We start from the raw sequence: 23,768 nt of genomic DNA on the forward strand, positions 1-23,768 counted from the left end.
CTATCTCTTAACAGAAAAAATATTATTAATGAAACGTAATATCATAAGGCTTTCCTTCCTCATCTGCTTAAGCGTAGGGTTTTTCGGATGTAAGAAGTTTGTGGATGAATCCAAGCCATACAACGTACTGAATCCTGATATCTTCCCGGAAAATATGGCGCAGGTAGATTACTTCCTGAATTCGCCCTATGCCAATATTCATAGTGTTGAATTGTTTGGTTTTCAGGGTTTAGGTAGATTCTTTTATAATATAGACCATACCGGAGATGTGGCATGGCTGGGCACCAGCGAGTGGAATGAGCTGCAACTGCTGTATGTACACGCTGCCAACAGCTATGCAGGCGCACAGTGGAGAGGATTGTACAGAGGTGTACAGCAATCCAGAACGTTCATCGATCAGATCGTTCCCAACTACAAACAAAAAGTAGGTAACAAAATAACGCCGGCGGATACACTGGCGCTGAGATACAAGCTGGGAGAGGCTTATTACCTCCGTGCATGGCATTATTATTTCCTGATGAACCTCTACGGACAGGAAGTAGTGGTACCTAATAATGGCGATAATACCAAGCCTGGTGTAATCCTCTTTACCTCCGATGTTAAAATTGGCGACCGCGCAGATGAAATGCGTCCGCGTAGTACGGTAAAACAGTGCTGGGATTATATTATCGCGGACCTGAAAAATGCCATGGACCATCTGACAGATCCTTCCGGTGGTGCAAAGAAAACCTGGGCCGGTGCTGACAAAGGTCGCATCGATTACTATGCTGCTGAAGCATTGTATGCCCGTGCGCTGATGTATGAAGAACGCTGGAGCGAAGCCCGTGACGCGTTTCTGGATATCGTACAGAATTCCGGTAAGTCGTTGATGAGCTTCCAGGATTATTATAACATGTGGAACGGTAATCCACAGTATGCCGCCACAGAAAACAATAACACAGAAGCGCTGCACCAGATCACCATTGTAAGATCCGGCGACAACGCGATGGCTGGCCCATCTACGGCTTCTGCTGTGAGCCTGTTATACACACCATTCTTTGATAACGGCGCTCCCGGTGGTGCTACGCCTGGTTATGGCAACATGTATATGCACGACAGAAACCTGGGTCGTTTCGGATTTCCGCAGCAATACTATCCTGTCATGAAAGGACTGGGCACCAATGGCCGCACGGTGGAAACCTCCTATGTAGATTCCTGCTACCATATGAAAACGCTGAAACGTTACGCTACAGACCCTGACCCACGTTTATGGGTATGTGCCTATCAGCCATGGGTGGATACCGTGATGAATGCTTCAGCCAAAGCAGCCATACTGCCTTATGGCGCCGGTACCGAAACCGAATACCAGATGAATGCAGCACAACCTGCCAGCATCATCAAACATGGCTGGAGTCTGCGCAAATTCAACCTGTACGATGTACAGGCAAGCCAGAACCCGCGCATGCATGGGGCTGACTTCTACTTCACCCGTTTACCGGAAATATACCTGGAGCTGGCAGAATGCTACTGGAAACTCAGTGGTAACGCCAATGATCCTAATGCGCTGAACTATATCAACCGTGTACATCGCAGGGCATGGAACCTGCCGGAAAGCGCTGGTCAGTCGCTGGATTACACTGCGATTGAGTCAGGCAGTAAAATTACCAAGGCAAACCTTCATCCTAACAGTGGTGATGCCGGATTCACAGACCAGCTGGCACTGAACTCCCTGTATTACGAAACCTGGGCAGAAACCTTCGGAGAAGCCAAATGGTGGTTTAATGTAAGAAGATGGAGCCTCGGAAAGAACGAAGCTAAAGTATATGAGAAAAGCAGGGCTGGCGATATCAGCTGGAATTCAGATGACCAGTATGCGCTGCCTATTTATCAAACAGAAATAGACAGGAATGTCAATTGCGTGCAGAATAAAGGCTATTAGCGGGCATACACAGATTGCCATCATACTGCTGACAATGATCTTATCGGGCTATACACCTGCTTTGCGGGTTGTATGGCTCGATGAGCTGGATCTAAGTAATGTAGATCAGTCGGCAGGGAAGGCAATGGCTAATCAGTCTATGTGGAGAACACCCTTGTCCATAGCAAGTGAGCAATATGACAGGGGTGTTGGTACACATGCTGAAAGTGTGTTCAGGATTCAACTGGATGGAAAAACGATTTCGTTTAAAGCAAAAGCAGGGCTGGATGATTCAGCACCGGAGCATGAGCTGAAACAAGCCAGTGCAGAGTTTATGGTGATCGGCGACGGTAAGGTCCTCTGGCGCAGCGGTATCATGCATGCCCGTGAAAAGGCAAAGCAGGTAAACGTTGCAACAAAGGGTATCCGTTCGCTGATTTTATATGTAGATCATACCGGAGATGGTATTGTAGGAGACCGTGCCGACTGGGTAGATGCCAGTTTTGAAGTTGCAGGTACAACACCTGTATCTGTAAAAAGAACAGCAGAGAAAGTGTATATCACTACACCACTGCCATTAAAGCAACCGGTGATCAATCCGCCTTATGTATATGGCGCACATGCAGGAAATCCTTTCCTGTTCAGCGTTCCGGTATCGGGAGAACGCCCGGTTACTATTACAGCTGCCGGTTTACCGGAAGGGTTACAGATAGATCAACGAACAGGTATTATCAGTGGGAAGGCGGTAAAGAAGGGTGTTTATACTGTGGGAATATCTGCCCAAAACCAATATGGTATTGATACAGCGAAACTTCAGCTGGTCATCGGCGACAGGCTGGCACTCACGCCACCCATGGGCTGGAATAGCTGGAATGTATTCGGTGCAGACGTAGATGACAGGAAAATCCGTGATATGGCAGATGCCATGGTTGATCTGGGACTTGTTAACTACGGTTACGCCTATATTAATATTGATGATGGCTGGCAGGGGCTGCGTGGTGGTAAATATTATGCGATCATGCCTAACGAAAAATTCCCTGATATGAAAGCGCTGGTAGATTATGTGCACAGCAAGGGAATTAAGATCGGCATCTATTCTTCGCCATGGGTACAGACCTACGCCGGTTTTATCGGTGGCGGCGCCGACACCCGGGAAGGGAAAGTAGTCAACTCTTCCCGCAGGTATGGCGAATTTTCTTTTGTGAAGAATGATGTGCAACAATGGACTGAGTGGGGCTTTGACTACCTGAAATACGATTGGGTTACCAATGATATTGCACATACCGCTGAAATGACCTATCTGTTAGATCAGTCGGGCAGAGATGTGGTATTTAGTATCTCCAATGCGGCGCCTTTTGAACTGGCGGCTGATTGGGGCAATTTAACCAATGCATGGCGTACCACCGGCGATATTCACGACTCCTGGTGCAGTATGACGACCATTGGATTCATGCAAAACAAATGGCAGCCTTACGCCCGGCCTGGCAGCTGGAACGATCCTGATATGCTCGTAGTAGGAAAAGTAGGCTGGGGAAAAGATATCCATCTGACTAAATTATCTGCAGATGAGCAGTATACGCATGTTGCCTTATGGAGTATACTGGCGGCGCCTTTGCTGATTGGCTGTGACTTAAATCAGATTGATTCTTTCACTTTACGACTGATCACCAACAAGGAAGTAATTGCTGTAGATCAGGATCCTGCGGGTATTCAGGGCAAAAGAATTTTTTCAGACAGAGATAAAAAGATAGAAGTATGGGCCAGACCCTTACAGGATGGATCGCTGGCAGTAGGGCTTTTCAATCTCGCTGACAACAAACAGGAAATTACTGTTTCCTGGGAACAACTTGCAATAAAAGGACCGCAACAGGTCCGTGATTTGTGGCGTCAGCAGGACAAGGGCGTAGTGGAAAGCCACTATTCGTCTGTCGTGCCGTCGCATGGTGTAATGTTTTTGAAAATTAAACCTGCCAACTAAGATGAAAAGATTAAAGACGGTTTTACTCACATTCCTGGTGGGTGTCTCCCTGAAACCTGCGCTGGCACAGCAACAGCTGGAACTTCCACTGTGGCCGGAGCATAGGGGAGTGGAGGATTACGATAGTGCTTCTGTGAAAGTATTTCTGCCGGAGAAAGGCAATGGCATGGCGGTAATAGCATGTCCGGGAGGTGGATATGCTTACCTGGCGCTGGAAAAGGAAGGGACTAAGTTTGCCGGCTTTTTTAATGAGCAGGGAATTGCATTGATCGTACTGAAGTACCGTTTGCCGAATGGCCGTTCCGGCGTGCCTTTGAGCGATGCGAAGAAAGCGATGCAGCTGGTAAAGGAACATGCGGCCGAATGGCATATAGATACGCATAAACTGGGGATTATGGGCTCTTCTGCCGGGGGACACCTGGCTTCAACACTGAGTACACATACCTCCGGAGAGGAGCGCCCGGCGTTTCAGATATTGTTATATCCGGTCATCTCTATGAAAGGAGATTTTACACATGCCGGCTCCAGGAAATTATTACTGGGTGAAAAGCCCGGCCGGCGCCTGGTAGACGAGTATTCCAATGAATTGCAGGTTACTGCACAAACGCCTCCTGCCTTTATTGTAGTGAGCGATGATGATAAGACCGTGCCTTCCGTTAACAGTGTATACTATTACGAGGCATTACATAAAAATAAGGTTTCTGCCGAACTGCATATCTATCCTAAAGGAGGCCATGGGTGGGCATTGAATGATAATTTTTTCTATAAACAGGACTGGACGGCAGCATTGAAAAAATGGCTGCTGGTTTTCTCAGGAAATTAACCCGGGCATACAGCACAAAAGATCGATCATAATGAAGAAATGTATTAGCACGTTACTATTGGGTTTGTTGTTGGTAAACGTTGGAATGGCACAGTCGGTGAAAGAAGATCTTCATCCTGTTGATAAGATTAAGCAGATAGGAGATAAACTGATCAGAGAAACACCATTTGCCTACCGGCTGGTATTAACCGCCCGCAATCAGCGTTTCAACGGATTGACCTTTGTTGATTTCGGGAAAACATTTGGCACGGGAAAGGCTGCTGTAGCTTATGCATATACACAGCTAACCGTAGCAAATGATACAGTCATTACCATAGAAATTGCCCATAACGACGCCTGCAAAGTATGGTGTAATCAGTCACTTGTATACGAGAAAAACGGGCAGCCCGAAATCGCTATCACCCGCGATGAGCGCAGCATGGCGATGTCGGATTCCTTCAGGGTACAGCTGAAAAAAGGGAACAATGACTTGCTGATTAAATCTGCTACCAGCGGTAAAGAATGGTGTGTGTTTATACAGCCGCCCAGCGAACATGATGCCGTATTGCGCACGCAGCAAACTTATGCAGCCATGGGACTGAAAGGTGTACGTAATGTAGATAGCAGCGTTGCTACGTTGAGTAACTGGCTGGTGATCGGTCCGTTTGCAGCTGGCATTGATACAAGGCAGGCACCGGAAACGGCTATACGATTTGGTGAAATGTACCCAGGCTTATCTGCCGACGTTACCTGGACAATCCCTAAACAGGAGATTCTGGGTGATATGATCGATGCAAAGCCATGGGGGACTACCTATCAGTGGAATTATCATAACGGCGGCGTAGCATGGGCGATGCAGCAACTGAGTGAGCTGACCGGCGAAAAGCAGTACAACCTATGGGCTACCAACTTCTGCGATTACCAGATGAACGGGATGCCATTTGTGGATTACCAGGTAAATACGCTACGTGCCTATAACTCAGCCAATGCACTGGTAATAGGTTCGAAGTTGCTGGACTTCACGCTGGCGCCTTCTTTACCACTGATATACCGCCTGAGAAAAGAGAAAGATTTCAGAAACGAGGCTACCTACAAGGCATACATCAGCAAAATGATGGATTATGCAAAATCAGGCCAGATAAGAACACAGGGTCTTACCAACTACACCCGTACTACCCCGGAAGAATATACGGTTTGGGTAGATGATATGTTTATGGGAATCCCTTTCCTGATGCAGGCCGCGCAATATTCAACTGATCCGCAGCAGCGTAAACTGTTCTTTGATGATGCCGCCAGCCAGCTGGTGGACTTCACCAAACATGTATACGACAAGGATGCCCGATTATTTATGCACGCGAATTATTCCCATCGGCCGGAAGTGAAACTGCCGTACTGGTCGAGAGCGAATGGCTGGGCTATCTGGGCCATGACAGAGGTTTTGATGGCGCTGCCGAAAGACCATCCAAAATATAAAGCCATCTTAAACCTATATAGAGATTTTGCCAATTCATTGATACGCTATCAGAGCCCGGAAGGCTTCTGGCATAATGTAATTACCCGTAACGATTCACCAGTAGAGGTTTCCGGCACTGCCATATTCACGATGGCCTTCGCCAGAGGAGTAAGAGAAGGATGGTTAGATAAAAAGAAATTTACGCCAATTGTAGTGAAAGGCTGGCGTGCTACAGCTTCTGAGATTGAAGACAATGGTACGGTACATAAGATTTGCGTAGGTACCATGTGTTCAGAAGATGAGAACTATTATATGACCCGGCCTTTTTATGATGATGATACGCATGGATCTTTTGCCGTCATTTTTGCAGGAATTGAAGTACAGAAAATGTTAGATCAACAGAAAAAGTAATCAGATGAGCAAGCAGAGAATCCTGGTGGTTGCAGCCATAGTAATGATTTTAGGGGTGGGATGTACACAGCAGCACAGCAATATCCAGACTTCCCCCATACGTTTAAATCCGGCGGAGATTGTGCTGCTAAATAAAGAATTGAGAACCCAGGAAGACCACTACGATGCGGATAAGAGGATGATCTGGACGATCACGAAGGAGAAGCATTACCATAGTGACCTGGATAGTGGTGTGAAGGTACATGATACCCGCAGCTCCATACAATATGCAGCCGCTTTGATGCGTACTGCCGATACAATAAATGTTCAACGTGGAATTGACATCATAAGGGCGATCCTGCCGCTTCAGGAAAAGGATACTAGTACGTCTTACAGTGGCGTCTGGCCTTATTATCCGGAGGATCCGCTCAAAGACCGTAAGGCGCCGGTTGATCACAACTGGGCCGATTTTATTTCAGTTTCACTGATAGATATCGTTTTAAATTCCGGTGGTCATCTGGATGAAATATTGAAAAAGCAAATACAGGAATCGCTGATACTGGCAGCCAGAGCTATTATGAAGCGTGATGTGAAGGCAGATTATACCAATATCTGTATCATGGGTACCTATGTATGCTACGTGGTGGGTAACTTATATGATCAGCCGGATATCGCTAGTTATGGCAAAAACAAACTCGCCTATTTCTACACCTATACTAAAAACAGTAAAGGATTTACAGAGTATAACAGTCCCACCTATACGATAGTAGCCATGAATGAGCTGCTACGTATGAAACTGGCTATTACCAATCCGGCAGATAAAAAAATGGTAGATGAGCTGTATGATATGTGCTGGAGCATGATTGCCAGGCATTTTCATCAACCTTCAGGGCAATGGTGTGGCCCTAACCTCCGCGCCTATACGGATTTGCTGACGCCTGAACTGAAGCAGTTATTTTACTATGCTTCCAAAGGACAGGTCCAGCTGCCGGGGGATTACCCCAAAGAGCCGCGGGTACTGGAACCACATGTTATTCCGGCATCCTTGATACCTATGTTTAAGCAACAGGTACTGCCACGAACAGAGATAGATACTTTTACCATTGGTAAATACCAGGTGCAGAACCACGCTACCTATGCTGATGGCGAATTACAGGCGAAAGATATCATCGGGAAATTATATGCGCACCCACAATATGCGCTGGCATCCGTGAACCAGGGCTACCTCTGGAACCAGTGCCGGCCGCTGAGTGCACACTGGGGAACCCCTGAAAAACCATCCTATCTGCGTTTGCGCTTTCTGCATGATGGGTATGACTTCTCTGCGGTACACATCAAGAGTGTGCAGGATTCCAATACCGTATTGTCTGTATTGAACGTGGCATATAATGGTGGAGATAAACATCCATCTATAGACCGTATTAAAGATTCTACTATAACGGCGACGGATCTACGCCTTCGCTTTGAAACCGGTGGAGATATTGCTACTACATCTATCTCTATCTCTACAAAAAATAAAAATGAAATACTGTTAAGCGCTGGCCCTGTACAGCTGAAAGCGCAGGTCCCCTACTGTAATTGGGACGGGCTCCCTGGCCATTGGGAAACCGGAGGAGAAGGTGATAAGAAGTGGGCCGACTTTGTGATCTACGCCGGCAATAAAAAGCCTTTTAACCTCTCTGCTATGAAAGAAGCCGTTATCGGACTGGTTTTAACAACAGACAGTATGGGCACTATCAAAACAGACCTGGATAGCAACTACCTGCGGGTTTCGGCCAAAGGCATTACTGTAAAGGCTTTAAAGAAACCAGCCGACGCATTCCGCATTAAAAATGATTTCTAAACAGCATAAAAAATTTTAGAAGTGAGACTTATTATACTGGGAACCATATGTTGTTTTCTGGGGATTCATCTGGCCAATGGACAGATGAAAGATCCGCAGGACTGGGTTGGCTATGAAGATATGTTAGGCGTTAAAAACGGCCTAAGAAGTTACGAGTATGATGTTAACCTGATCGGGTCATCGGCGCCAGCGAATGTGTTCTGGCCCGGTGATGCGATCCATCTGCAATTTCAGCTGGTCAACAATACCAATCATGCCATCGATGTGAATGCCAAAGCCTATGTGATCCGTTATGGTACCAAAGGTATTCCCAATGATATATGGCTGCCGCAAATGGTGAAGATGGATTACGAAAAGGTGATCCCGGTAAAAATAAATATCTCCGCTAACGGCTATACGAATACAGATATTAACATTGATGATATTAAGTCCTATGGTGGTTATGCGGTGGTTTTTGATTTAGGGAGCAGCGGCCGCAGACTGGGTACCAGCTTTGTGCTGAGTATGAAGCCTTCGCCGGTGAAAATGCAATATCCTAAACAGTCGCTGGACTACCTGGGTGTTGATTTCCTGCAACGCATGGGGATGCAGTCTATACGTTACGGGATTCCGTATATCGCTACTACCAATCCGGGTTATCAGATGCATATGCAGGAGCTGAAACGGCTGATGAAGAATTTCCAGGACAACAATATCACGGTAATGTTGATGTTTGGAGAAGGGCAGTCGGCGCAATCCATGCCGCTGGGCATTAGCAGGCCGCACCTGGATAGTGCAGGAAAGATGTTGCGCACCAAGCAGGACCTGGCCTGGATGCCTGATATGGACGAAGATTTTAAAAAGTATGTGAAACAGTTATGCATGGAGTATGGCTGGCCGAAAGGTCCTGTTACCTCGGTATGTCTCTGGAATGAGCCATGGGAGAGTGCTTCCATTTCAGGCTGGCAGGCGGATATGCTCCGCTATCGCGAGATATACACGAAGATGGCCGAAGCGGTGCTGGAAGCCAGGAAAGAAAACAGGGATGTATTGGTAGGCGGTGGCGATTCGAATTCCAATGCTTTAGATAAGTTTTTTTCAGATGGCAGCTGGAAGATGCTACCCATCTTCGATTTTCTGTCTATCCACTACCAGGGCATGGAATCGCCGGTATTGTACCCGGAATTCAATAACCGCAAGGATTATAAGGGAAGAGTGAAGATCTGGGATACAGAAAGCTGGGTCGGTAATACAGATGATCGTTTAGGCCTGGTCGTTGCTGCTAACCGCTCTGCGGGCTACGATCGCTCTATGGGCGTGTATGGTGGCTATATGTATTCCGGTGATCCGCACCGCTCCGTTCAGACGCAGACACTTCGTACAAAATTCGGACAGGAAACCATTCCCAAATTGCATAATACCTGGTCTACCGCCGCTGCCATGGGCGCTGTACAAAGTTTTATCGGGGAGCGCGATTTCAACCGCCTGCTGTTTAAGAACGGTCTGCCATGGGTGATGGTTTTTGATGGCTATAACAACACCAAAGATGATGGCAGTATTGTTATTGCCGGTGACCTGGGAGAGGCTTTCGGCGCCACCCATATGCTTTTCAGGAATGTGAGAAGTCTGACAGAGGCAAAGCGTAGGCAACAATTGTATCATCTGCTTAAAACAACAACAGATAATGATCTCCGTAAAAAAACAGCAGACTCGCTAGGCGAATTTTATCCTATGACCGATGGGAAGATGATTGTAAAGGCAGAACCAGGATTTTTACTGTATGATTTTTATGGAAATAATATTGCTCCGCAGAATGGTGTATTCACTGTTCCGTTAAATTATCAGGGCTATTACATGCGTGTAAATGGCTCCCGTAGTAGTTTTGACAAGCTGATAGCTGCTATTAACCAGGCGAAGGTAGAAGGGTATGAGCCGTTGGAGATTATCGCAAAAGATTTTACTGCTCCTGTGGAATCAAGGCCTGCCATGGATTTACAGCTGACGAACATATTAAATCGTCCGGTGAAAGGTAAGCTGACCGTTACTGTCGGAGATTTACAGCTCAGTTACCCCGAAACGCTTTCTTTCAAGCCATTTGAAACAAAGACGGTGAAGGTAAATGTAAAAAGCGGTGCTGCCAGCAAGGAAAACAACTATCCCCTGTTTGCTCATTTCGATGCGGGCAATGATGGTTTCGCGGAACACTATGAGGATATGCATGTCAATTATATTGTGAAAAAGACAATTAATGTTGACGGAGACCTGAACGATTGGGCAGGCGTTATTCCTCAAACGATCAAAGGATCATCGAAGGCCAGCATTTCCTTAACAGAGGCGGCATGGCACCCTTATGAAAAATTTGATACCGCTTCAGATGGCCTTGCAAATACCTACCTGGCCTATGATGATAAATACTTTTATTTCGGCGCCAGGGTGGCGGATAAAACGCCTAACAAAGGGGCGCCACGTTTCGAAACCCGCGACGATGAACAATATTTCTATCCAGATACAGCCTATATGCAGTCGCTGTACGCCATGGAATCTGTACTGGTGACGCAGCCTGCACTGGCTTCTAATAAAGGGGCGTTGCAGCTCCCTGCCGGAGGCCGTGTAATGAACTACTTCGAGAATTCAGCTACCACCAGGTCTGTGGGTATCGATATAGATTTACCAACGGAGAAGTATACACGTACTTCACTCTATTTCCCGGGTGTGAGTCAGCGTAATGTGAGTGTAACCGTGTATGATAAAGAAAGCGGTAAAGAATTAATGACTACCAACATTGAAAATTGCTGGAATGGTACTTACCTGCAACTGGACCTTTCCGGTAAGGTACGCATCCGCTGTTCCGCCATCAGCTGGGATAGCTGGAGAAATACCAGCAAACTGGCCGGCGTATTCTTTGATGCGTCCGACAGGCCCATTGCCACTAATAATAAAGCCGGCGCCGCGGTGCTGGCAGGCAAAGATATAGACACACAAGGCGACTGGATGGGCGTTTACGGCAAATCTGGTTATTATCTCCCTGGGGCTGCAACTTCACTGGCTGCAAACATGCACTGCGCGCCTGTTACACAGGACGACCTGGTGCCGCTGGTATGGCCAAAAGGCGTGCGACATTTCTCTTACCGCAAAACGGCTACACTACCTGATGGCATGACAGGTGAGAAGTTCGATAATATCCTGATCGCATTTAATGTGATTCCTATCGGTGAAGATGGCATGGAAGCGGCGCCGAAGGGCACTATGCCGCGTTATACCGGCTATAAATGTACCGATTACGAATATGCCCTGAATACCGTGGCAGATCAATACGGTGGCGGTTTTGAAATATGGCGTTTACTCGTTCCCGGTATGCCGCGGAAGCACTTCTTTGCACGGCAGCCAAAGTCGCCATACGACGGGCCGGTAAAAGAAGGTAAGCTCGTGACTATACGAAAAGGCAATACGCTGTTCACGGAATGTGCTATTCCGTGGAGTGAAATCCCGGATGTGAAAAAGCTCATCGACAAAGGAGAAAAAATTAAATTTTCTGTGAGAGTGAATGATGACGGGGCTGGTGGCGCATGTATGGAACTTGCCAGGGATCGCAGTGTATCTAAAATAAATGCCCGTGCATTCCATCCTGACTGGAAGGAACATTGGGCCAATGAAGTTGAATTTGGTGTAGAAAAATAAAGTTTGCCATGAGAAGATATCTCTCGTTTTTGTTCATGCTCCCTTTTATAGCCGGTTGTAGTTTTACAGATAATAACCAGGGTGATAAGATGGACGTACTCAGTTATGTAAATCCATTTATTGGTACCGGCGGCCATGGTCACACATTTCCCGGCGCTGCATATCCATCCGGAATGGTGCAGTTAAGCCCTGATACCGGCCTCGATGGCTGGGATTGGTGCTCCGGTTATCACTATTCCGATAGTTCCATCATCGGTTTTTCGCATACACATTTATCCGGCACCGGACGTTCGGACCTGCTGGATGTTATGCTGATGCCTACAGTAGGCAAGCTGAAACTGGAGCCCGGAAGTAAAACCAGGCCGGGAGAGGGTTACCGCTCCCGCTTTTCACATGATGAAGAAGTTGCCTCTCCGGGATATTACAAAGTAAGACTCCGGGATTATGATATCATGGCAGAACTGACAGTGTCGCCGCGTTGCGGCTTCCACCGATATACGTTCCCGGAAAATAAAGATGCGCATATTATCCTTGATCTGTCGCATCATTATGCGTCAGACTCTGTGTTGTCTACGTCTGTAAATATAGTAGACAGCTGCACGTTAACGGGTATACGAAAAACGAAAGGCTGGGGAGAACCCGGCGAAAAATACTGGGTGAACCAGGAACTTTTCTATGCCATAAAAGTTTCCAAACCTTTTCATGCAGACATCACCACCGATAATAGGCGCAGTGAAGATAAAACCGCCACAGGAAAGGAAGTGAAGGTGGCGATGAACTTCGAGACTTCGAAGAATGAAATGGTATTGGTGAAGGTAGGCATCTCTTCCGTAAGCATACAAAATGCAATGGATAACCTCTCTGCAGAAATTCCTGGGTGGGATTTCAATGATATCCTCACACAGGCACAACTGAAATGGGAGCATGAGCTGGCTAAAATTAAAGTGAAAGCGCCGGAAAAAACCAGGACGATTTTTTATACAGCCTTGTACCACAGCCTGATCACGCCACATTTGTTTAATGACGTAAACAAAGAGTACATAGGCTTTGATGGTAAAACACATGAGGCGGCAGACTTTAAAAATTACACGGCTTTGTCTTTATGGGATACCTTCCGTTCCCTGAATCCTTTGCTGACACTGCTGGACAGCAATAAGGTGAATGATATCGTAAAATCGATGCTGGCGCAGTACGACCAGTATGGCTTGCTGCCGGTATGGCCGCTGTGGAGCAGCGAAACGAATTGTATGATCGGTTACCATTCGGTGCCGGTTATTGTAGATGCTTATTTCAAGGGTATCCGTAACTATGATGTGGAAAAGGCCTATGCGGCGATGAAGCATTCAGCGATGCAGGATGGATTTGGTATTAAGGAGCTGAAGCAGTTCGGTTATATTCCTTATGATCAGTATAATAAATCCGTATCCACGGCGCTGGAATATTGCTACGACGATTGGTGTATCGCGCGTATGGCCAAGGACCTTGGCAAGGAAGATGATTATAATTATTTCATGAAGCGTGCGATGACTTACCCTACTTATTTCGATAAGGAGTATAAACTTATGAATGGAATTTCCAGCAGTGGCAGTTTCCGCAGGCCTTTTGATCCGTTCTTTTCGTCGTATGGGCCCAGTGATTGGGTAGAAGGTAATTCGTGGCAGTATTCGTTTTTTGTGCCCCATGATGTACAGGGACTGATAAACCTGCATGGTGGCGCCGCTGCCTTCGGGCAGGCGCTGGATAGCCTGTTTACCGTGAAGGATAAGGTTTCAGGTGAAAACGTACCTGTTGATATCAGTGGTTTGATCGGGCAGTATGCACACGGCAATGAGCCGAGTCATCACGTAGCGTACCTGTACGATTACATCGGGAAGCCGTTTAAGACGCAGGAGAAGCTGCAGCAGATAATGACTACCCTTTACACAGATCAGCCGGATGGTTTGTCTGGTAACGATGATTGCGGGCAGATGTCTGCCTGGTATGTATTCAGTGCGATGGGCATTTATCCGGTGAATCCGGCGGAAGGCGTATATGTATTTGGTAAGCCGATGGTATCATCTGCCAGTATCAACATTAACAATAAAGTCTTTACGGTAAAAGCGATAGGATTAAGCGATAAAAATATCTATATTCAATCGGTAAAACTCAATGGGAAAAATTATAATAAATTATTTATAACCCATAAGGATATGGCAGAAGGGGGCGAGCTGGAATTCACGATGGGGGCTACTCCTGCAGATTTCGACGGCGCTGTTTTACCGCCTTCTGTATCAAAATCATTATAATGAAATTATATCAGACCGCTGCATTGTCGTGCCTGTTAATGGCGGGAGGGATAGCAGCTAAATCGCAGGTAGCGTCAACGAAGTGTAACATTGTTTTTGTAGGCAATAGCATCACTTATGGCGCTACCTTGCCGTTTCCGGCTACGCAATGTCCGCCGTTTCATGTAATTGAAACACTGCGTGCAAGAGGTTATACGTTACGATATGCCAACTGTGGCCATAGTGGCAGTACTACGGTAGATTTTTTGCCGGCGTCCCGGAATTTGTTTCCGAAGGTAGTAGCAGCGGCGGATTCGCTGTATAACGACAGTACACCACTGATCTTTTCTGTAACGCTGGGTACCAATGATTCAGCGATAGAAGGGCCTACAGGCGCGCCTGTATCTCCGGAGGACTATCAGAAAAATCTGAAAACGATTATTGATAGTCTGCATAGCAGGTATCCCCGCAGCATTTTTGTGTTGCAGCGCCCTATCTGGTACAGTACCAATACCTACAATGGTTCTAAGTACCTGGCGGAGGGGCTGGCACGTTTGCAGACCTATACGCCGGAATTGGACAGGCTGGCAAAGGAAAATCCTGCCTACATCCTGCAGGGCGACAGAAAAGCCTTTGACTATTTTAAAAAGAATGCTGATCAGTATTTCACGCGTGAGAATGGCAAAGCAGGTGTTTTTTTATTGCATCCGAATGTTGCAGGTGCTGAAAAGTTAGCTACGTTCTGGGCGAAAAATTTGCAGCAGGTTATTGAATCACGTTATCGAAATTCTGTTCGTAAACAGTCTGGCCGTTAAGTTTATTGACTTTTACATAATCCACAGCACCGCAGCCTTTAAAGCGCAGAATCAGCTCATTGGCTAGTCCTACCGGTGTGGTATAATCGATATTATAGATTTTTTGTCCGTCGAGGTAGAAGGCAGATTTTTTGTTTTCTACCCTGATGGCCATCACATGCCACTGCGACGCATCGAAGTTGAAGGTATTCAGGTTGTTTTCGTCTCCTTTGATGGTCTTCTCTCCACTAATAAATTTTATATACGCATAGCCCGCTTCATTTAAGGAAAAACCATGCATACCTGTGCTCGACATGATGTACATCATCACGTCAGAACGTGGTATGGCATTGTCTTTCGGCGAGTTACGCACCCTGGCTTCGAACATAAAGTTATCCCCGTCTACCAGTTTCTCTTTATAGAAAACATAGCTCGTGAACAGGTGTCCCGGGCGTGCTTCCGGTGTAACGCTGTCCAGCGGCAGACTAACATACCCTTCTTTGTTATAGGCCTCGCTGATAGGCAGCGTCCTGAAAATCCCTTTTCTTTCGTTGCGGGTAAATATAGACCAGCCCTGCTTGCGGTTTTCGATGGTAATGGTTTTGATGGTATGCCCGTTATATTGGAGGAGGCAGTAGCCGTCGCCCTCGTAGATGTAGGTGGCGTTCACCTTCCCAATGTTCCTGGTGAGGTGTTTTTCGGAAGTATCTCCATTGGCCTCTTCGTATACCAGCTTGATATCCTTTAGCAGGGAAGAAGGGATGCTATAGGAGAAGGTGACTGTGAGCGGATTAGCGCCTTTAGGATTGGATACAGAGAACTCTATTTTGGATAACAGGTAATCGGTGTATACGTCCTTTATTTTAAGGATATATAGCAGGAATGAGCTTACAATCACCAGCAAGGCGGTTAGCAGGTAGATGTACAGACGATTGGATTTCTGCGGTTTGGTAGCGGGAGGAGCTGCCATCACCCGAATTTCGGGAGTGGTAAAATTTTGTTTGCTTTCCGACCTTTCTTCCGCAACGTCTGTAATGTTATTGGCGGCCTCTTCAACACGGGTTTTTTTGATGACAAAGTCGGTATAGCCGGCGTAGCCTAAGAAGCTGCACAGGGCATCCCTTGTTGCCAGCTGGGGATTACCGGTACGTTGCTGGAAGAATCTTTTCAGGGTGTTGGCATTAACTGTCACGTCTGTAGCCTCTAAGATCATGTTTTCCAGCGTTTTAAACTGGTCCAGGTCCCAGGACTCCGGCGGCCCCCAGGAAACGAAGCGAGTGGCATATTCGCTTATTATTTCCTTTATATATCGTCTGTCCCTTACTTCGTCCATGATGACTGCAATATGAATTTTGGTTAATAGATGCGTTGGCTGGAATTTTTTGCGAAATATTACAACATTTTCCTTCCTCACGGAAATTTTATTGGTGATTTCTTTAGGGAAGATGCTGATAGGAGCGAAAGAATGCAATTGTTAGGAATAGCAAGTGATTCAAAAAAGAGGTGTGATAATTATTTTATTAAGATGATAAGGGGAGAATAAATTCGAAAATTTCGAATTATCTATTTGATTAGAAATCGTTTGTTAATCCCTATTAACAAGGGTTTCAATATCGTAATTGATTTTTTGTTTCCATGAGATTCGCGACTTAAAATTTTAATCATATGGAACAAAATCAAATTATCATTTACGAAAATTCAGATGGCGATGTAAAAATCGATGTTCAAATGGAAGGGGAAACTATTTGGTTGACGCAAGACCAAATGTGCTTATTGTTTGATAAGGCCCAATCAACAATAAGTGAACATATTAAAAATATACATAAAGAAAAAGAACTTGATTTAAAGTCTTGTGTGAAGAATATCGGAAATCCCGATATTTCGAAAAAATCTACTATGTTCTATAATCTGGATGTAGTTATTTCCGTTGGATATCGGGTGAAATCTCCTCGCGGTACTCAATTCAGAATTTGGGCAAATAGTGTGCTGAAGGATTATCTGATAAAAGGTTATTCTATTGATAAAAAGCGTTTGCAGCAACAAACACTTCAATTAGATGAGTTGAAGCAAACCGTTAAGTTACTGGGCAATGTAATGGAGAATCAGGCGCTGGGTACAGATGAAGCAACTGGCTTGCTAAAGGTCATTACTGATTATACCTACGCATTAGATGTACTGGATCAATATGATCATCAGGTACTCAAAATAGAATCTACCACTACTGAGAATCTATTTGAGATTACCTATAATACAGCCATGGAGGCCATTAATGGGCTTCGTGATAAATTTGGAGGCAGTCAATTATTCGGTAATGAAAAAGATGGGTCCTTTCAGGGATCGCTGGCAGCTATTTATCAAACATTCGACGGGCAGGATGTTTATCCGAGTGTAGAAGAGAAGGCGGCTAATCTCTTGTATTTTGTTATTAAGAACCATTCTTTTTCCGACGGTAACAAGCGAATAGCAGCCTTTTTGTTTGTCTGGTTTATGGAGAAAAACAATATCCTTTATCATGCAGATGGTTCAAAAAGGATTGCTGATAATGCCCTGGTAGCATTGGCGTTAATGATTGCGGCATCCAAACCTGATGATAAAGATATGATGGTAAAAGTGGTGGTGAACCTGGTAAATATGAGGAATTGATAGTGATTTTTAATTTTTATATGATTGACTATGAGTTGTTAAGGGAGATAATTCGGAAATTCCGATATTGCTAAAAAGCCTGGCTCCTACCATTGGAACCAGGCTTTTATTTTTAACTACTACAAGCTATCACTCGTAACCTGGATTCTGATACATTTTATCCGGATTGAGTTTATATTCATCGAAAGGAATAGGAAAATATCTGTCTTTTTTGCTGAAGTTGGATAACTGCGCGTTCCCGAAATTGGCCTGCGACTTACCTTTGAAGAAAGTCACCAGCTCATCGGTAGTAAAGAAACGCAGCAGATCGAACCAGCGCTGATGCTCAAAAGCCAGTTCCACTCTGCGTTCGTGCAGGATGGCCAGTTTCAGCGAAGGATATTTTGCAGTGTAGTTAGGATCCTGCACGGCGGTGGCGTATAAAGGCATTTTAGCTCTTTCCCGCACCTGGTCGAGGAATTGAATGGCCGCTGCATTATTTCCCTGTAACATATTTACTTCTGCCAGCATCAGGATAATATCTGCATATCTCATCAATGGCTCATCATTGCCACCATAACCGTTAACACCGGCTGCATCACTTGCATCACGGTACTTGGTGACAAACCAGTCCTGCACCTGCGTATTGGCTGCATATTTCACGGAGAATGTTTTTCTCAGATCGTTGGGCTCATAATCGAGGATGAGATCAGCAGTAACGTTGCCGCCTACACCGAGTGCTTTCTTCTGAGAGTTGATGGTTTCTCCCAGTGCCTGGTTATTGGCTGCAATGCTGGATCCGTAGGTGATATCTCCCTGTTTATACACAATCTGGAAGATCATCTCCTTATTACCAACTTTTTTGGATACGTCAAATACATCTTCATACGGTATCTCACTTAACTTACCGAAAGGACGCATGTTATAGGCTGCTGTCAGGTAGGTATTGGCGTTGTTAAGATTATCCGCTTTGTTATCATCGAAGTTGGAAGCCATGGTAAGATATACCTGTCCGAGCAGCCCGTTGATGGCAGCTTTAGAGGCGCGGCCTACGCCTGCGCCGGATTGAAGGTTCGGTAAATTACTTTGCAACGCATCTTTCAGATCAGCAATAATCTGTGCATAAACCTTTGCCTGTGGCTGACGATAGGTGTTGGCTGCAATCTCGTCGGTGGATTTCAGCACCGTTGTTACCAGTGGAACATCTCCCCATTTTCTTACCAGGTGAAAATAGATCAAAGCGCGTATGAACTTAGCTTCAGCGAGGTATTGCAATTTGGTATCATTGCTGGCGAAAGTAACTTTATCAATATTCGAGGTAACAGCATTACACTGTGTAATGGTGGCATATAAGCTGCCCCAGTGCGCCTTCAGATAGGTATTGCTGGGCAATATCTTGAAGTTACCAAACTGAAATGGTTCGCCGGCATTAGACTGATTATCGTTGGTGCCGGTATCGTCAGAACGTTCATCTGTATACAGGCCGCTATTTTCCCCGATGTTATTACTTCCCCGTAAGCTGCTGTAGGCGCCATTTACGGCCAGCAAAACACTGTTTTCGGAGGTGAAGAAATTATCTGTAGTGGTAGCGTTTGGATTATTGCGGTCAATGAAATCTTTACTGCAAGAAGCCATCAGCGTAGCTGACAGTAGCAGTATTCCAGTTAATTTATTCATTGCAATTTTTTTAATAAGATGGTTAGAAAGTTACTTTAGCGCCAAGATTGAAAGTTCTTGCCAGTGGATAGTTACCATAATCTACGCCTGGCGCGAGGTTGGTGCCGATGTTGTAATCCACATCAGGATTGTATCCTTTGTATTTCGTCCAGGTGTGAACGTTGTCGGCGCTGGCATACACGCGGATGTTGCTGATGCTTTTACCGAATACTTTAGGAAGATTATATCCGATGGTCAGATTGGTCAGGCGGAGGTAGGAACCATCCTGCAGGTAGAAAGAAGATAACCTGGTGCTGTTACTTTGCGTACCGGCACGGGAAGCGCGGTAATTGAGGCCGCTACCGGGTTGTGCGGCAGAAACATATCTGTCTGCCACCTGAACGTACTGGTTGCCGGAACCTTCGAAGTTATAGAGGTAATAGTCTTGCCCATCGAGGATTTGATTGCCATAAGATCCATTGAATGACGCGCGGAAATCGAAAGATTTATAGTTCACGCTGAGGGCAAAGCCATAGGTGAATTTCGCATATGGTGTTCCGATGACCTGTTTGTCCTGGTCGTTGATAACACCGTCGTGGTTGACATCTTCAAAATACAGGTCTCCTGGTTTCAGCGGATTGGAGGACGCCGATGATGGCGCTACCTTACCGATATTATCTTCTGTAACTCTTCCGGCTACCTTGTAACCGTAGAACATACCGATAGGCTGACCGGCAGTGGTGATGTGGGTGTTATAGGAACGTTCTGCACCGGAAGTGATGATGGTGCTGGCGCCGCCCAGGTTCAGGACTTTATTTCTGTTTAAAGAGATATTACCTGCGAGCCCTACAGATAAGTCTTTCTGACGGATAACCTGTCCATCTAACTGGAGGTCCAGGCCATTGTTCTGTACTTTACTGTCGCGCAGGTTGGTAAGAATGGTAGAACTGCCGGAAACAGCGCTGATAGGCTGGTTATAAAGCAGGTTGAAGGAGCGGGAGAGGTAATAGTTGACGATGATAGACAACCTGCTATCCAGCACGGTAACATCCGCACCAACGTTGTATTGTGACGTAGACTCCCATCCCAGTCGCTGGTCTTTCACACCGCCCACCAATACTGCTGATGCGATGGTATTTGCACCAAATACGGCGCCGGTAGGAGAGTTTACGGTTTGTACCGCGTTGTAGTTACCGATGTTGTTGTTTCCACTCAGACCCCAGCTGGCCCTGAGTTTCACGGTAGAATGTACCCCAAGGAAGTCGTTGTACCAGTTTTCCTGGGAGATATTCCATCCTGCGGCTACAGAAGGGAAGGTGCCCCATTTATTCAGTGGCCCGAACCTGGAAGAGCCATCACGGCGGATGGAACCTGTCAGGAAGTATTTGCCGGCGTAGTTATAGCTTACGCGTCCGAAGTAGGAAAGCAGGGTGGTAGATGATTTGCCGGTTTTTGAGTTATCGAGTGTAAACAGACTTGGATCAGCGCCTTTATCAGTGATTTCCCCGATCTGGTCGCTGGTGAAGCCTTTTGCTACGAGACGGATCTGATCTGAAGTGGTTTCCTGTGCAGAATAACCGCCCAGGAGATTCAGGTCGTGTTTACCGAATTTCTTACCGTAATTAAGGGTGAATTCAGCCAGTTTATCCACCTGAGTAAGCGTTTGTGCCACCGCATTGGCTGCGGCCAGAGAAGCGGCTGAATATGGCGGATTTCCACCACCTGCGCTTAAGCTGGTAGGAAGATAGTAATCGTATTTCTCGTTATATAGCTGCGTACCCACATTGGCTTTAAAGGAAAGTCCGCTGATGATATCGTATATAGCGCTGGCGTTGATGGTAGCTCTGTATCCTAACCTGTTGCTTTTGGTTTCCTTTACAGACGCCAGCGGATTCTCGATTCCCTGGTATCCGAACTGGTTGGCCAGTGCGTTCATGCCGTACTTGATATACTGGCCGTTGTCGTCAAAAGCCGGAAGGTAAGGGATGTACAGTAATGCTGCCATCATCGGGCTGAAGCGCCCTTCACCTACTTCTTTACTGGTGGTTTGTGTATAGGAGGCGTTGCCCACAATTTTCAGTTTACTGCTGACATTAGCGTCGATGTTAGACCTGAAATTGATGGTTTGCATACCGGTGTTGGTAACGATCCCGTTCTGGTCCTGGTAGCCGCCACTAACGTAGTAGCGTACGTCTTTGGCGCCGCCGGAGAAGGAAAGGTTATGCCGCTGGAAGGGGGCATTGCGGTATAAAACATTCTGCCAGTCGGTATTGTATTTGGCGTCGATACGTTTCTGATTGGTGAAATCATAGATATCCGTAGGAATGCTAACAGAAGATCCGTTACCTACTTTTCCTGTCCTGGTGGCGTTATCATCGGAATACATGGCATCATTCCATGTTTTGCCGCTGTTAACGACCAGGTCTTTATAGGAGTTGTTTCTGGCATTGATCACCAGGTCGATGAACTGGTTGGCGTCCAGGAGTTTTACTTTCTTTTCCAGCTGACTGTAGCCCGTCTGCACATCATATTCAAATTTTCCTTTGCCATCCTGTCCTCTTTTGGTGGTAATCATGACCACACCGCCGGAGGCTCTGGAACCGTAGATGGCTGCGGATGCAGCATCTTTAAGGATGTCGATGGATTCGATATCTTCCGGATTGATAAATACGTTATTACCGGCAGGATATCCGTCGATAACATATAAAGGATCGGAGCTGGCGGTGAGAGATCCGATGCCCCTAACTCTTATTTTAGTACCTGCATAAGGCGCGCCACTTGTCTGCGAAACCTGTACGCCGGCTACTTTTCCTACCAGTGCCTGGCTGACAGTTGGCGCGGTGAGGTTGAGCTCAGATTTTTTCACACTGCTGATAGCACCTGTTACATCGGATTTTCTGATCCGCTGGTAACCGATGGCTACTACTTCATTGAGGGTGCTGCTGCTTTCCCTTAAACTGATACTGATGGCTGTTCTCTGCTGTACCGGTATTTCCTGGATATCGTATCCGATATAGGAAAATACCAGGGTTGCTTCCGCTGATGTTACGATGCTGAATTGTCCGTTGGCATTGGTTTGTGTCCCTTTCCTGGTTTGTTTGTCGTAAACAGTTACGCCTGGTAATGGCTGGTGGTGCGCATCCGTTACGACTCCAGTAACGGTGATGCTGTTGCTGCTTATACTTTTTGAAGATTCCATTGCTGCAACGGCTAATGGCACATTGACAGCCATTGCCATACTAATAGGCAATAGGAATTTCCAGCAAACATTCTTCATGTTTGCTCCCCTGTTTGAAGCGTTCATTGTTAATTGGTATTAAAGGTTTTCTATTTAGAAAATCGATTTAGCTAGTCGAGGGTTACAAAACTAATCTTCCGCTTTTAAGGAAGTGCATCTTCGGTATTAAGAAGATATTAACTTATCATGAACAGAAAAATAAGAAAGATTTTCCGGCTTGATAAAGAACCATTAATTTTGAAAAATCATTTCTATAACCCAATCCATTTATGCACCATAAGATTGTTAAAAGCCTGTTTTTAGCGGCAGGACTGTGCTTTGCAACAGCAGTCCATGCCCAGAAAGTAGTGGAGCCTACAAAGGTAGATCCTGAGTGGAACAAGCCACAAAAGCCATTTCGTATTGCCGGAAACCTGTATTATGTAGGCACCTACGACCTCACAAGTTATTTAATCACCACTTCAGCCGGTAATATCCTGATCAATACCGGCCTGGCCGCTTCGGAGAAAATCATTCGTGAAAACATCGAAGCATTGGGTTTTAAATATAAAGACACTAAAATATTACTCACCATGCAGGCGCACTACGATCATATGGGTGCTATGGCTGCCATCAAAAAGGCCACAGGCGCCCAATTTATGGTAGATGCAGGCGATGTGGGTGTGGTAGAAACCGGCGGCAGATCAGATTACGAAATGGGTGGAAAAGTGAGTAATTACCAGCCAGTGAAAATTGACAGGGTACTGCATGATAAAGACACCATCCGACTGGGAGATATGAAAGTAGTGATGCTACACCATCCCGGCCATACGATGGGTTCCTGCAGTTATATTTTCGATGTGAAAGATGATCAACGCTCTTATAAGGTACTGCTCGCCAATATGCCGTCTATTATCATTGGCCAGCGGAAGTTTTCTGAGGTAAAAGCCTATCCGGGCATCGCTAAGGACTACGCCTATACGCTGGACACCATGCCGAAAATTCACTTCGATATATGGCTGGCAGGGCATGCAAGTCAATGTGGATTGCATGAAAAGCATAAAGATGGCGATGCTTACAATCCTAAAGCATTCGAGGACAGGGCTGGTTATGAAAAGCAGCTGGCAGAGCTGAAAGCTGTCTACGAAAAGAAATTAGCTGAAGACAAAAAATAATATTGCTAAAAAAAGGTAAG

General features: G+C 45.9%; 13 protein-coding genes. 10 read left to right on the forward strand and 3 right to left on the reverse strand.

The genetic code is table 11. The features are described 5' to 3' along the window. The first annotated feature begins 28 nt into the window (after nucleotides 1-28). The 8 genes from F3J22_RS25415 to F3J22_RS25450 are packed head-to-tail and all read left to right on the forward strand — an operon-like array spanning nucleotide 29 to nucleotide 15,099. Nucleotides 29-1,918, forward strand: a complete 1,890-nt coding sequence (locus tag F3J22_RS25415) for a RagB/SusD family nutrient uptake outer membrane protein (protein ID WP_167020818.1) — start codon at nucleotides 29-31, stop codon at nucleotides 1,916-1,918. Beyond that, nucleotides 1,887-3,875 carry an NPCBM/NEW2 domain-containing protein gene (locus F3J22_RS25420; RefSeq protein ID WP_167020819.1) on the forward strand — a complete coding sequence of 663 codons (1,989 nt, stop codon included), beginning with the start codon at nucleotides 1,887-1,889 and terminating at the stop codon, nucleotides 3,873-3,875. Before F3J22_RS25415 ends, F3J22_RS25420 begins: the two co-directional genes overlap by 32 nt. A 1-nt stretch (nucleotide 3,876) precedes the next feature. Then, the gene (locus tag F3J22_RS25425) at nucleotides 3,877-4,698 is read left to right on the forward strand and encodes an alpha/beta hydrolase (RefSeq protein WP_167020820.1); all 822 of its coding nucleotides are present in this window, start codon (nucleotides 3,877-3,879) and stop codon (nucleotides 4,696-4,698) included. A gap of 31 nt (nucleotides 4,699-4,729) precedes the next feature. Continuing rightward, complete coding sequence (locus tag F3J22_RS25430; RefSeq protein WP_205195675.1) at nucleotides 4,730-6,541, forward strand: glycoside hydrolase family 105 protein; 1,812 nt, start codon at nucleotides 4,730-4,732, stop codon at nucleotides 6,539-6,541. A gap of 4 nt (nucleotides 6,542-6,545) precedes the next feature. After that, nucleotides 6,546-8,363 carry a hypothetical protein gene (locus tag F3J22_RS25435; protein WP_167020821.1) on the forward strand — a complete coding sequence of 606 codons (1,818 nt, stop codon included), beginning with the start codon at nucleotides 6,546-6,548 and terminating at the stop codon, nucleotides 8,361-8,363. 21 nt (nucleotides 8,364-8,384) lie between these two features. Then, nucleotides 8,385-12,020 (forward strand): hypothetical protein, encoded by a 3,636-nt coding sequence (locus tag F3J22_RS25440; RefSeq protein WP_167020822.1) that lies wholly within the window; start codon nucleotides 8,385-8,387, stop codon nucleotides 12,018-12,020. Between the two features lie 8 nt (nucleotides 12,021-12,028). Beyond that, complete coding sequence (locus tag F3J22_RS25445; RefSeq protein WP_167020823.1) at nucleotides 12,029-14,305, forward strand: GH92 family glycosyl hydrolase; 2,277 nt, start codon at nucleotides 12,029-12,031, stop codon at nucleotides 14,303-14,305. After that, a complete protein-coding gene (locus tag F3J22_RS25450) occupies nucleotides 14,305-15,099 on the forward strand; it encodes a GDSL-type esterase/lipase family protein (RefSeq protein ID WP_167020824.1) in 795 nt (264 codons plus the stop codon). Before F3J22_RS25445 ends, F3J22_RS25450 begins: the two co-directional genes overlap by 1 nt. On the opposite strand, the gene F3J22_RS25455 is transcribed toward F3J22_RS25450, so the two are convergent. Beyond that, the gene (locus F3J22_RS25455; RefSeq protein WP_205195677.1) at nucleotides 15,050-16,411 is read right to left on the reverse strand and encodes a hypothetical protein; all 1,362 of its coding nucleotides are present in this window, start codon (nucleotides 16,409-16,411) and stop codon (nucleotides 15,050-15,052) included. The two genes, F3J22_RS25450 and F3J22_RS25455, sit on opposite strands and share 50 nt — an antisense overlap. A gap of 332 nt (nucleotides 16,412-16,743) precedes the next feature. Here F3J22_RS25455 and rhuM point away from each other — a divergent pair, with 332 nt between their 5' ends. Then, nucleotides 16,744-17,721 carry a RhuM family protein gene (gene rhuM / locus F3J22_RS25460; protein WP_167020825.1) on the forward strand — a complete coding sequence of 326 codons (978 nt, stop codon included), beginning with the start codon at nucleotides 16,744-16,746 and terminating at the stop codon, nucleotides 17,719-17,721. Nucleotides 17,722-17,850: 129 nt separating this feature from the next. Here rhuM and F3J22_RS25465 read toward each other — a convergent pair whose 3' ends face one another. Then, nucleotides 17,851-19,377: a RagB/SusD family nutrient uptake outer membrane protein gene (locus F3J22_RS25465; protein ID WP_167020826.1), complete on the reverse strand. Its 1,527-nt coding sequence runs from the start codon at nucleotides 19,375-19,377 to the stop codon at nucleotides 17,851-17,853. 22 nt (nucleotides 19,378-19,399) lie between these two features. Beyond that, nucleotides 19,400-22,633, reverse strand: coding sequence for a TonB-dependent receptor (locus F3J22_RS25470; RefSeq protein WP_167020827.1), 3,234 nt, complete (start codon nucleotides 22,631-22,633; stop codon nucleotides 19,400-19,402). 230 nt (nucleotides 22,634-22,863) lie between these two features. Between F3J22_RS25470 and bla the strand changes: the two genes are divergently transcribed. Continuing rightward, nucleotides 22,864-23,748, forward strand: coding sequence for a subclass B3 metallo-beta-lactamase (bla, locus tag F3J22_RS25475; protein ID WP_167020828.1), 885 nt, complete (start codon nucleotides 22,864-22,866; stop codon nucleotides 23,746-23,748). The last annotated feature ends 20 nt before the right edge of the window (nucleotides 23,749-23,768 follow it).

The sequence above is a fragment of the Chitinophaga sp. Cy-1792 genome (assembly GCF_011752935.1).
In the GTDB taxonomy this organism is placed as follows: Bacteria; Bacteroidota; Bacteroidia; order Chitinophagales; family Chitinophagaceae; genus Chitinophaga.

What these genes read in the sequence shown, in the direction of transcription:
- F3J22_RS25415 (WP_167020818.1), top strand. Translation starts at nt 29, where the DNA reads ATGAAACGTAATATCATAAGGCTTTCCTTCCTCATCTGCTTAAGCGTA.
- F3J22_RS25450 (WP_167020824.1), top strand. Translation starts at nt 14,305, where the DNA reads ATGAAATTATATCAGACCGCTGCATTGTCGTGCCTGTTAATGGCGGGA.
- F3J22_RS25455 (WP_205195677.1), bottom strand. Translation starts at nt 16,411, where the DNA reads ATGGACGAAGTAAGGGACAGACGATATATAAAGGAAATAATAAGCGAA.
- F3J22_RS25420 (WP_167020819.1), top strand. Translation starts at nt 1,887, where the DNA reads ATGTCAATTGCGTGCAGAATAAAGGCTATTAGCGGGCATACACAGATT.
- rhuM (WP_167020825.1), top strand. Translation starts at nt 16,744, where the DNA reads ATGGAACAAAATCAAATTATCATTTACGAAAATTCAGATGGCGATGTA.
- F3J22_RS25470 (WP_167020827.1), bottom strand. Translation starts at nt 22,633, where the DNA reads ATGAAGAATGTTTGCTGGAAATTCCTATTGCCTATTAGTATGGCAATG.
- bla (WP_167020828.1), top strand. Translation starts at nt 22,864, where the DNA reads ATGCACCATAAGATTGTTAAAAGCCTGTTTTTAGCGGCAGGACTGTGC.
- F3J22_RS25465 (WP_167020826.1), bottom strand. Translation starts at nt 19,377, where the DNA reads ATGAATAAATTAACTGGAATACTGCTACTGTCAGCTACGCTGATGGCT.
- F3J22_RS25445 (WP_167020823.1), top strand. Translation starts at nt 12,029, where the DNA reads ATGAGAAGATATCTCTCGTTTTTGTTCATGCTCCCTTTTATAGCCGGT.
- F3J22_RS25435 (WP_167020821.1), top strand. Translation starts at nt 6,546, where the DNA reads ATGAGCAAGCAGAGAATCCTGGTGGTTGCAGCCATAGTAATGATTTTA.
- F3J22_RS25425 (WP_167020820.1), top strand. Translation starts at nt 3,877, where the DNA reads ATGAAAAGATTAAAGACGGTTTTACTCACATTCCTGGTGGGTGTCTCC.
- F3J22_RS25430 (WP_205195675.1), top strand. Translation starts at nt 4,730, where the DNA reads ATGAAGAAATGTATTAGCACGTTACTATTGGGTTTGTTGTTGGTAAAC.